This is a genomic window from Rhodococcus sp. R1101 (assembly GCF_000278445.1).
Lineage (GTDB): Bacteria > Actinomycetota > Actinomycetes > Mycobacteriales > Mycobacteriaceae > Rhodococcus > Rhodococcus gordoniae.
Map to the genome: position 1 here is coordinate 1 of NZ_AJVB01000104.1, position 10,234 is coordinate 10,234.

11 protein-coding genes and 1 riboswitch are annotated in these 10,234 nt (G+C 67.8%); of the genes, 2 read left to right on the forward strand and 9 right to left on the reverse strand.

Annotated features, from left to right (window positions below):
* A partial coding sequence (locus tag R1101_RS0109445) for a succinate dehydrogenase iron-sulfur subunit (RefSeq protein WP_016933197.1) occupies positions 1 to 578 on the forward strand: 578 nt, incomplete at its 5' end.
* Positions 579 to 680: 102 nt separating this feature from the next.
* Here the strand turns inward: R1101_RS0109445 and R1101_RS30155 are convergent.
* From R1101_RS30155 to R1101_RS0109475, 6 genes are all read right to left on the reverse strand, one after another.
* Positions 681 to 866 carry a LapA family protein gene (locus R1101_RS30155; protein ID WP_232284714.1) on the reverse strand — a complete coding sequence of 62 codons (186 nt, stop codon included), beginning with the start codon at positions 864 to 866 and terminating at the stop codon, positions 681 to 683.
* A gap of 114 nt (positions 867 to 980) precedes the next feature.
* Positions 981 to 2,009 carry an inner membrane protein YhjD gene (yhjD, locus tag R1101_RS0109455; protein ID WP_016933199.1) on the reverse strand — a complete coding sequence of 343 codons (1,029 nt, stop codon included), beginning with the start codon at positions 2,007 to 2,009 and terminating at the stop codon, positions 981 to 983.
* Positions 2,010 to 2,025: 16 nt separating this feature from the next.
* Positions 2,026 to 3,066, reverse strand: a complete 1,041-nt coding sequence (gene trpS / locus R1101_RS0109460; protein WP_026003075.1) for a tryptophan--tRNA ligase — start codon at positions 3,064 to 3,066, stop codon at positions 2,026 to 2,028.
* A 75-nt stretch (positions 3,067 to 3,141) separates the two neighbouring features.
* On the reverse strand, positions 3,142 to 3,945 hold the full coding sequence (locus tag R1101_RS0109465) for an exodeoxyribonuclease III (protein ID WP_026003076.1): 804 nt from the start codon (positions 3,943 to 3,945) through the stop codon (positions 3,142 to 3,144).
* A gap of 43 nt (positions 3,946 to 3,988) precedes the next feature.
* The gene (locus R1101_RS0109470; protein WP_016933202.1) at positions 3,989 to 5,266 is read right to left on the reverse strand and encodes a hypothetical protein; all 1,278 of its coding nucleotides are present in this window, start codon (positions 5,264 to 5,266) and stop codon (positions 3,989 to 3,991) included.
* Between the two features lie 148 nt (positions 5,267 to 5,414).
* Complete coding sequence (locus R1101_RS0109475; RefSeq protein ID WP_016933203.1) at positions 5,415 to 6,632, reverse strand: NADP-dependent isocitrate dehydrogenase; 1,218 nt, start codon at positions 6,630 to 6,632, stop codon at positions 5,415 to 5,417.
* A 268-nt stretch (positions 6,633 to 6,900) separates the two neighbouring features.
* Positions 6,901 to 7,012: riboswitch (SAM riboswitch) on the forward strand.
* A 134-nt stretch (positions 7,013 to 7,146) separates the two neighbouring features.
* Between R1101_RS0109475 and metX the strand changes: the two genes are divergently transcribed.
* Entirely contained in the window at positions 7,147 to 8,274 is a 1,128-nt protein-coding gene (metX, locus tag R1101_RS0109480) for a homoserine O-acetyltransferase MetX (RefSeq protein ID WP_016933204.1), read from the forward strand.
* Here the strand turns inward: metX and R1101_RS0109485 are convergent.
* From R1101_RS0109485 to R1101_RS26300, 3 genes are all read right to left on the reverse strand, one after another.
* The gene (locus tag R1101_RS0109485) at positions 8,271 to 8,555 is read right to left on the reverse strand and encodes a DUF3017 domain-containing protein (RefSeq protein ID WP_016933205.1); all 285 of its coding nucleotides are present in this window, start codon (positions 8,553 to 8,555) and stop codon (positions 8,271 to 8,273) included. The genes metX and R1101_RS0109485 overlap by 4 nt on opposite strands.
* A 25-nt stretch (positions 8,556 to 8,580) precedes the next feature.
* Positions 8,581 to 9,435: a bifunctional methylenetetrahydrofolate dehydrogenase/methenyltetrahydrofolate cyclohydrolase gene (locus R1101_RS0109490; protein ID WP_198420253.1), complete on the reverse strand. Its 855-nt coding sequence runs from the start codon at positions 9,433 to 9,435 to the stop codon at positions 8,581 to 8,583.
* A 5-nt stretch (positions 9,436 to 9,440) separates the two neighbouring features.
* On the reverse strand, positions 9,441 to 10,234 hold a 794-nt coding region (locus R1101_RS26300; protein WP_016933207.1), incomplete at its 5' end, for a WS/DGAT domain-containing protein.

Sequence of the window (10,234 nt, forward strand, 5' to 3'; positions counted from 1 at the left end):
GCACGCTCACCTTCCGTCGCAGCTGCGCCCACGGTGTGTGCGGCTCGGACGCGATGCGTGTCAACGGCGTCAACCGTCTGGCCTGCAAGATCCTCATGAAGGATCTGCTGGACAAGAACGGCAAGGACGTCACGATCACGATCGAGCCGATCCGTGGTCTGCCGGTCGAGAAGGACCTCGTCGTCGACATGGAACCCTTCTTCGACGCGTACCGCGCCGTGAAGCCGTTCCTCATGACCACCGGCAACGAGCCGACCCGTGAGCGTATCCAGTCGCAGGCCGACCGTGCCCGGTTCGACGACACCACCAAGTGCATCCTGTGCGCGTGCTGCACCACGTCGTGCCCGGTGTACTGGAGCGACGGCAGCTACTTCGGTCCCGCCGCGATCGTCAACGCGCATCGGTTCATCTTCGATTCGCGTGACGAGGGTGCTTCGGAGCGTCTGGACATCCTCAACGACAAGGAAGGTGTGTGGCGCTGCCGCACCACCTTCAACTGCACCGATGCGTGCCCCCGTGGCATCCAGGTGACGAAGGCGATCCAGGAGGTCAAGCGCGCGCTCATGTTCGCTCGCTGATCACCTCGCACGTGAGCAGGCCCGTCCCTTCGGGGAGGGGCCTGCTCTCGTCTGTGCTCACCCCTCGGATCCGGCGGAGCTGCGCCGTTCGACGGAACGGGTTCAGCGGCCGCGCTCGAACAGGAAGCCGGCCAGCCAGCCGACCGCAAAGATGACGACGAGCACCAGCCACAGTGGCGCCTGGAGCGAGATCCAGAAGAGATCGATGCTCGTACTGTTCCGGTTCTGGAGGACGAACAGCACGGCGAGCAAGACCAGGACGGCCGCGAGCACTCTGCGCGGAGTCACACGGAACGAGCGTCGGGGCGCGGCGGATCGTGTCTGTTTTCCCACGCTTCCATCGTTGTCCGTCCGCAGCACGATCGGCACCCCGAATCAGGGGATTTCACCCCGGGAGTTCGCTCATTTCCTCCGGAGTCGCCGTCCCGCCAGGAGACCACCGAGCAGACCTGCACCCAGGAGAGCGGCGCCACGTCGCGCGTCGAGGCCCTCGTGCACTTCGAGGCGGGGCGTGATGACCGCTCCTGTGGGGGCGGGATGGTGAGCGAGTGCCAGGCTCGCCCGTGACGTCGCAGCGAACGCGGTACAGATGAGCACCAGACGCGCTGTCAGGTTCCCGAACACGAGGATGCCGAGGATGGGGCCGAAGGCGACGCCCGCCGGCCCGTTGAGCACGCGTTCGAGGTAGAGCGAACCGGTCTGCTTGAGCAGTTCGAAACCGATCGCGGCGATCACACCCGCGACGAGCGCACTGCGGAACGGGACCGGCTCGCGGGGCAGGCGCGCGATCACCCAGGTGAACACCAGGCTCGAGGCGGTGATCGCCATGACCAACGCCAGTACCCGTAGCCCCACGCCGATGCCGACGAGGTTCTCCATGTTGAACAGCTCCACGAGCCGGTGCGCGACCGAACCGCTGCTGAGCGCCGACAGAGCCAACGACACGGCCATAGCGAGCCCGAGACTCACCAGAGCCCCGCCGTCCCTCAGTTTGACCACGAAGAAGTTGCCCTTGTCGCGCGGATGTTCCCACATGGCCGTGAGGGCCTCGCGCAGATTCGTGATCCAGCCCAGGCCCGCATACGACGCGGTGAGCAGACCGATGAGACCGACCGCGCCACGGGATTCGATCGCCGAGTCGATCAGGCTCTGCACGGTGCCACCGAGCTGGCCCGGGATGTTCTCGGCGATGACCTGCTGGATCTGATCGAGCAGTTCGGGCCGTCCGGCGAGCACGAAGCCCGCCACCGAGAACACCAGCATGATGATCGGGACGACGGCCAGCACCGTGAAGTAGGTCAGACCGGCGGCGTAGTAGTCGCCCTTGTTGTCCTGGTACCGCACACCGGCCCGGAGGATGCGGTCGAGCACCGGATGTGCCGCCCGCTGACGATCGAGAAATCCCGGCTTCTCGTCGGGTGCGCCGGCCATCCGGGTGCTCCTTCGTCTATGTCCGCGGCAGGAAACCCACCTTGTCATAGACCTGCGCCAATGTGCGGGACGCGACCTCACGGGCACGGTCCGCGCCGCCCGCGAGGATGCGGTTCAGCTCGGCGGGGTCGGTGAGGTACTCGTCGACCTTCGCACGGATCGGGGTGACGAACTCGGTGAGCACCTCGGCGGTGTCGGCCTTGAGATCGCCGTAGCCCTTCCCCTCGTAGCCGGCGACGAGTTCGTCGACGCTGCGACCGGACAGCGCCGACTGGATGGTGAGCAGGTTCGACACGCCGGGCTTGTTCTCACGGTCGAAGCGGATCTCGCGCTCGTTGTCGGTGACCGCCGAACGGATCTTCTTCGCCGAGACCTTCGGATCGTCGAGCAGGTTGATCAGACCCGCGTCGGTCGCCGCGGACTTGCTCATCTTCGACGTCGGATCCTGCAGGTCGTAGATCTTCGCGGTCTCCTTCACGATCATCGGTTCGGGGACGACGAAGGTCTTGCCGAAGCGGGAGTTGAAGCGCTGCGCGAGATCTCGCGTGAGTTCGAGGTGCTGACGCTGGTCCTCCCCCACCGGCACGTGGCTGGCCCGGTAGAGCAGGATGTCGGCCGCCATGAGGATCGGATAGGTGAACAGGCCGACACCGGCGTGCTCGGTGCCCTGCTTGGCCGCCTTGTCCTTGAACTGCGTCATCCGGCTGGCCTCACCGAAGCCGGTGATGCAGCTCAGGACCCAGGACAGTTCGGCGTGCTCGGGCACCTGGCTCTGCACGAACAGGACGGACTTCTCGGGATCGATACCGATGGCGAGCAACTGCGCCACGGAGACGAGCACGCGCTTGCGCAGCAGCTTCGGCTCGTGTGGAACGGTGATCGCGTGCAGATCGGGGATGAAGTAGAAGGCGTCGTTCTCGTCCTGCGCCGGAACCCACTGCGCCAGCGCCCCGAGGAAGTTCCCGAGATGGAACGAATCCGAGGTGGGCTGGATGCCGGACAGCACACGGGGGCGGGCCTTCGGCTTCGTGGCGTTCTGTTCTGCAGTGCTCGACATGCCGTCGATGATTCCACGCAGCCCGCACCGCGCTGCGAGCGAGGTGGGCACTACTGCGGCATACCGCAGAAGTGGTCAGCGATCGAAGGTCACCGTCACCGGCGCGTGGTCGGACCAACGCCGGTCGTAGCTCGGCGCGCGTTCGACACCGGCCTCGGTCGCGTGGGCCGCCAGAGCCGGGGTCGCGAGGTGGTAGTCGATACGCCAGCCCGCGTCGGTGTCGAATGCCTTGCCGCGGTAGGACCACCACGAATAGGGGCCTGCGACGTCGCCGTGGAGATCGCGGACCACGTCGCGCCAGCCCGCCTCGAGCAGGTCGCCGACCCAGGCACGTTCCTCCGGCAGAAAGCCGGACTTCTTGACGTTGCCCTTCCAATTCTTGATGTCCCGCTCGGTGGGGGCGATGTTCCAGTCGCCGCACACCACCATGTCGCGACCGGCGGCCGTCACCGCGGCGTACCGCTCGGCGAGGTAGGCCGCAAAGCTCTTCATGAAGTGTTCCTTCTCGTCCTGCTTCGGGGTCCGGGCTTCCCCGGTCGGCAGGTAGAGACTTCCCACCGTCACGTCGCCGAAGTCGGCCTCCATGTAGCGACCGGCCGACGCGAACTCGTCGACGTCGAACCCGACCCGCACGGCATCCGCGGGTGCGCGCGAGAGGATCGCCACCCCGGCGCGGCCCTTGGCCGAGGACTCCGCGCCGACGCAGTGCCAGCCGGTCTCGATCGCCGGAGCGATGGCGGCGTGGAACTGCTTCTCGGTGGCGCGCACCTCCTGCAGGCACACGATGTCGGCGGCCGACGAGGCGAGCCAGTCGACGAGACCCTTGGCTGCGGCGGCGCGCACGCCGTTGACGTTCACGGTGGTGATGACGAGAGGCACCGGGTCACCGTAACCGACATCGGCGACGTGGCCGGGTTCGCCGTCACCGGATGCGGCGAGGGCGACGTCCGGAACGAACAGTCCCGAATCGGGTGTCCGGCTCGCGCCGGGACGGCTGTCGCGCAGCCGCACGGGTGACGGTGCGCGCCCGCCCGATCAGATGACGAAGCGTCGGGGCGGAACCGCCCGCGCGACCGTTCCTCCGGCCACCGTCGCCGTCGGCGCGCCGTAGCCGGTACCGCTCGCGCAGCAGCGCGGCACGCAGCGTGGCGGTGACACCCGGGAACCGACCCCGCCTGCCGATCCCGATCGTGCCGACGAGGAGAACGGCCGCCGGCAGGAGGATCCAGGCGTACAGGACGGCGGCGGACGCGACCGCTTCGGCGACGGCGTCCTCGTCGAGCGCCGCCCAGACGATTCCCGCTCCGACGACGACGTAGAGGATGCCGCCCAGGGCCGCGGCCAGGACCGCGCCGACGTACCGGCGGAGCAGCCAGCAGCGGACCGTCCACAGCACGAGCAGGACCGCTGTGAACATCGTGAGCGCCGAGGTCACGACCACGAAGACGACGTCGGAGGAGTCCAGCGCCGGCCCAGCGCCCCGTTCCTCGTCGAACACCATGATCATGAGCAGTCCTGTCGCCACCGTGACGACGGCCAGCAGGACGAGTTCGACGGCGAGTGCCGCGAAGGGGTGGACGGATGCCCGCGGGTCGCGCGGTCGGAGTCTCGCCGCCGTGGCGAGCAGCTCGCGTCGGCGCAGCAGCGAGGCCTCTCTCCGCAGCAGGCGACGGGCACCGACACCGCGCTGGGTCGCGAGGAACAGGTCCTGGCTGAGCACCACGATCACGAACACGGCGGGGAACAGCAGCAGCGCCGCCAGATCCACGGAGTATGGGAGGCCGTCGAGCAGCGCTGCGACGAAGGTCATCGTCGCTCCCACTCCGAAGACCGACCCGCACAGTTCCAGGTGTTCGAGACGCAGGGCCTCGGTCGCGCGGGGCGCACCGTCGGAGGTGACGGCCGGCCCGAGCGACCAGGCGATGAGATTGAGCGCGATGACGAGGGCGGCGAGGACCCCGAGAACGGCGGCGGCCTCGCCCATCGTGAGGGTGGTGAGCACGCCGCTGCGCACCGGCGTGGACCGGTCGTAGGCCAGTTCGTCGGTTCGGCGGGCGATCGCGTGGATCATGTTCGGGGCGAGGGCGACCGGCAGGTAGGCCAGCGCCGAGCCGAACATCAGCGCCCACACCCGGGTCCAGAAGCGCCGGCGGGCATGCGCCCCGCCGCGACCTTCGGAGTCGGCACCAGTGGTGGTCACGGCCGTCCTCCTCCCGGGCACTACGGCGGTGATGCGACTGACAGTGGTACACGGAACGGTAGCCCGTGCCCGGAGTGCTCGGGAAACACGACACGGGACGCCCGGTGCGGGCGTCCCGTGTTCGTGCTGCCGAGAAACGAGCCGAAGGTCAGGCGCGAGCCTTCTGCAGGTTCTCGTCGAGTGCGCCGAGGAACTCCTCGGTGGTCAGCCAGCCCTGCTCCGGGCCGACGAGCAGTGCGAGGTCCTTGGTCATCTGACCGGCTTCGACGGTCTTGATGACGACGTCCTCGAGCTGCTGCGCGAACTCGATGACCTCGGGGGTGTTGTCCAGCTTGCCGCGGTGCTCGAGCCCGCGGGTCCAGGCGAAGATCGACGCGATCGGGTTGGTCGACGTCGGCTTGCCCTGCTGATGCTGGCGGTAGTGCCGCGTGACGGTGCCGTGTGCGGCCTCCGCCTCGACGGTCTTGCCGTCCGGGGTCATCAGGACGGAGGTCATCAGGCCCAGCGAGCCGTAGCCCTGGGCGACGGTGTCGGACTGGACGTCGCCGTCGTAGTTCTTGCAGGCCCAGACGTAGCCGCCCTCCCACTTGAGGGACGACGCGACCATGTCGTCGATGAGGCGGTGCTCGTAGGTGAGGCCCGCGGCGTCGAACTCCGCCTTGAACTCTTCCTCGTAGATCCGCTGGAACTCGTCCTTGAACATGCCGTCGTAGGCCTTCAGGATCGTGTTCTTGGTCGACAGGTAGACCGGGTAGTTGCGCTGCAGGCCGTACGAGAGCGAGGCGCGCGCGAAGTCCTGGATGGACTTCTTGTAGTTGTACATGCCCATGACGACGCCGCCGTCCTCGGGGATCCGGCAGACCTCGTGCTGGATCGGCTCGCTGCCGTCCTCCGGCGTGAAGGTGATGGTGACGGTGCCCGGGCGGTCGACCTTGAAGTCGGTGGCGCGGTACTGGTCGCCGAACGCGTGGCGGCCGACGATGACGGGCTTGGTCCAGCCCGGAACCAGACGCGGCACGTTCGAGATGATGATGGGCGCACGGAAGATGGTGCCGCCGAGGATGTTACGGATGGTGCCGTTGGGCGACCGCCACATCTTCTTCAGACCGAACTCTTCGACACGCGCTTCGTCGGGAGTGATGGTGGCGCACTTGACACCGACGTTGTGCTTCTTGATGGCGTTCGCCGCGTCGATCGTCACCTGATCGTCGGTGGCGTCGCGGTGTTCCACGCCGAGGTCGTAGTACTCGAGATCCACGTCCAGGTACGGGTGGATCAGCTTGTCTTTGATGAACTGCCAGATGATGCGGGTCATCTCGTCGCCGTCGAGCTCGACGACCTTACCCTCAACCTTGATCTTGGACATATGCGCTTCGTGTCCTCCTAGGACGTTTCTGTGGTCCCCAATCGACCGCACTTTGTGGGTGCGATCGCCGTCGGCTCGCTGTGCGCGAGCATGGCCGTGTCCACGTCCTGAACCCCGGCCAAACATGACAAGCGTACTGCTATTCGTGGCGTCCGCAAAGCGCCTCGTCCCGCCCCTGCGCCTTACCGGCCGGTAACTTTCATGCTGGTCAGGCCTGTTCAGAGGGTGCATAAGACCCTGCGGCGGAGAGTCGCTAGACTGCCCGGATAGTCATGAGTGCCAGCGTCAAGCCCCGGCTTGCTGGCCGGCAACCCTCCGACCGGGGTGGGGTGCTCCGGGTGAGGACACGGTCGGCGGGCCCCCGCCGACAAGCCTGCTGTCGGGAGGATGGACATGATGATGTGCTGTCGCACGCAAACCACGATCGACCCTCCCACCACCGCCGGAAGGACACGATGACCGACATCCGCAGCCGGCGCTGCCACCCCCGCCCGAGCGTCGAGGCGGTCACCTCTTGACGGCGGGCACCGAGCGTCGTCGTGTCGAACTGCCCCCGGCGGACGGACGCCTCGAGAACATCGACATCGGAGATCTCGCCCTCGAGAGCGGCGAGACACTGCCGAACGTCACGATCGCCGTGCAGAGATGGGGTGAGCTGTCCCCCGCCCGCGACAACGTCGTGCTCGTCGAACACGCCCTCACCGGCGACTCGCACGTCACCGGCCCCGCCGGGCCGAATCATCCGTCCCCCGGCTGGTGGTCGGGCATGGTCGGCCCCGGCGCGCCCATCGACACCGATCGCTGGTGCGTCGTCTCCACCAACATCCTCGGCGGTTGCCGCGGAACCACCGGCCCCGGCAGCACCGCACCCGACGGCAAGGCGTGGGGTTCCCGCTTTCCCCTGATCACCGTGCGCGATCAGGTAGCCGCCGAAGCGTCCCTGCTCGACAAGCTCGGCATCGACGTTCTCGCGGCCGTGACCGGGGGCTCGATGGGCGGCATGCGCACCCTCGAGTGGATCATCACCCATCCCGAGCGCGTACGGGCGTCGCTCGTCCTCGCCACCGGCGCCCGCGCCACCGCCGACCAGATCGGCACCCAGAGTGCGCAGATCACGGCCATCACGGCCGACCCCGACTGGCAGGGTGGCGACTACTACGACACGGGACGGCGCCCCGAAGCCGGGCTCGCCATTGCCCGGACCATCGCGCACCTCACCTACCGAACCGAGTTCGAACTCGACACCCGCTTCGGGAATCTCCCCCAGGACGGTGAGGATCCGTGGCGAGGCGGCCGGTACGCCGTGCAGAGCTATCTCGAACACCAGGCGCGCAAACTCGTCGCGCGCTTCGATCCCGGTACCTACGTGCTGTTGTCCGACGTGATGAACCGGCACGACGTCGGGCGCGGACGCGGCGGTGTCGAAGCCGCCCTCGGGTCCACCCCGGTTCCGACGATCGTCGCCGGCGTCGATTCCGACCGGCTGTACCCGCTGCGCCTGCAGCAGGAGATCGCCGATCTCCTTCCGGGATCGGGTGAACTGCGAGTACTCGTCTCGCGCGACGGACACGACGGCTTCCTCACCGAGGCCGACGAGGTCGCCAAGCTCCTCGCCGAACTCATGAAGCTCGCCGAAGGTTAGTCGGTTCCCAGCGGGTCGATCGACGCGGCGAGTGCCACCACGATGCCGCCGACGACCATCATCGACGCAACATCGAATCCCTTGCTGCGTACCGCGAGGACACCGACCTTGTCCTCGTCGAGAACCCAGCGGAACAGACCGGCGAGGATCGTCGCGCCGCCGAAGACGAACGCTCCGCGTCGCCATCGGTCGGCGAGCACCAGGATCACCGCTGCCGCGATCACCAGGGTGACCGCGAGCAGCGGCAGGTTCAGACGCGTGAATCGCAGAGCCTGAGCCATCTCGTCTCCCGGGGTTGTCGACCCGTTACCGGGCGGTGAGCTGCTCGGCCCGCTCCACGACGTTGCTCAGCAGGAACGCGCGGGTGAGCGGGCCGACACCGCCGGGGTTCGGGGACAGGAAGCCCGCGACGTCACGCACATCCGCGGCGACGTCGCCGCGCAGTCCGTCCTCGGTGCGGGAGACGCCCACGTCCAGCACCGCAGCGCCGGGCTTGACCATGTCGGCCGTCACGAGGCCGGGAACACCCGCGGCCGCGACGACGATGTCGGCGCGACGCACCTCGGCGGCGAGGTCGCGGGTGCCGGTGTGGCAGAGGGTGACCGTCGCATTCTCCGAACGACGGGTCAGGAGCAGCCCGATCGGGCGACCGACGGTGACGCCACGGCCGACCACCACCACGTGCGCACCGGCGATCTCCACGTCGTAGCGGCGCAGCAGGTGGAGGATGCCGCGCGGCGTGCACGGCAGCGGGGCCTCCTTGCCGAGGACGAGACGGCCGAGGTTGACCGGGTGCAGACCGTCGGCGTCCTTCCCCGGATCCATACGCTCGAGGGCCGCGTTCTCGTCGAGATGCTTCGGCAGCGGGAGCTGGACGATGTAGCCGGTGCAGGCGGGATCGGCGTTGAGTTCGTCGATCGCCTCGAACAGCTGCTCCTGGGTGATGTCGGCAGGCAGATCCTTGCGGATCGACGTGATGCCGACCTTCGCGCAGTCGTTGTGCTTGCCGCGCACGTAGGCCGCGGATCCCGGATCGTCTCCGACGAGGATCGTCCCGAGGCCGGGCGTGACGCCCTTGTCCTTCAGTGCTTCCACGCGGACCTTCAGGTCCTCGAAGATTTCGTCGCGGGTTGCTTTGCCGTCCAGGATCGTCGCAGTCACATCGCTCATTCTTCCAGGCGCCCGTCCGACGTCGAAGCGCGGCCGGTAGCAGCGGCTGCCCGCCCGTGTGGAGGCAGGCAGTCCCGGGACAGTTCCGCGAAGGCAGCGACGAGATATCGCTCGTACTCGTCCGGGTCGGGCATGCAAGATTCCGATGCGAGAAAGGACAAGGTGAGGACCTCGCCGAGCGACGTCGCGGAATGGACGAGGCCGTAGTTCCGGTTGAGCATCGGAGTACCGATCGCCTCGACGGCCGGACTGTCACCGAAGCGGAGTCCCTCGACCGGGCCGCGGGGGACATTCGTCACCGTGGTGTTGGCCAGTGGTACCACTTCTCCCCTCGGCTTTACCGGTCCGCGGTGTGCACGTCGGATCGACATCACCAGATCGAACGCGGGCGCTGCATCCACTGCAGCAACGGATGCGGCCGACTCCGGACGCCGGATCCGGTGCTTCTCGAGCGCTGCCGACTCGTGGATACGGCGGAGTCGTTCGCGCGGGCCGGTCCGATCGATGTGCAGGTCGACATACAGGAGTGTCACCTTGTTCTCCGACTCCGTCCCCACACGGTCGCGGAGCGATCCCGGAACGACCGCCGCCGGCGAGACCGCCGGAATCTCGTCGTAGCAGCCGAGGTAGGAGCGCAATCCGCCCGAGACGACGGTCAGGATCACATCGTTCACCGAGGTCTGCGTGGCGCGCGCGACGGCACGCACCTCCGGCAGGGGCATACGGACGACGCCGAGCTGCCAGGGACCGTTCGTGTCGGTGTCGAAGCGCGTGCGGGGGCGGTGTGGTC

Excerpts from the sequence above, each read along its gene's own strand:
- yhjD (WP_016933199.1), bottom strand. The coding sequence starts at position 2,009 with ATGGCCGGCGCACCCGACGAGAAGCCGGGATTTCTCGATCGTCAGCGG.
- trpS (WP_026003075.1), bottom strand. The coding sequence starts at position 3,066 with ATGTCGAGCACTGCAGAACAGAACGCCACGAAGCCGAAGGCCCGCCCC.
- R1101_RS0109475 (WP_016933203.1), bottom strand. The coding sequence starts at position 6,632 with ATGTCCAAGATCAAGGTTGAGGGTAAGGTCGTCGAGCTCGACGGCGAC.
- R1101_RS0109485 (WP_016933205.1), bottom strand. The coding sequence starts at position 8,555 with ATGGCTCAGGCTCTGCGATTCACGCGTCTGAACCTGCCGCTGCTCGCG.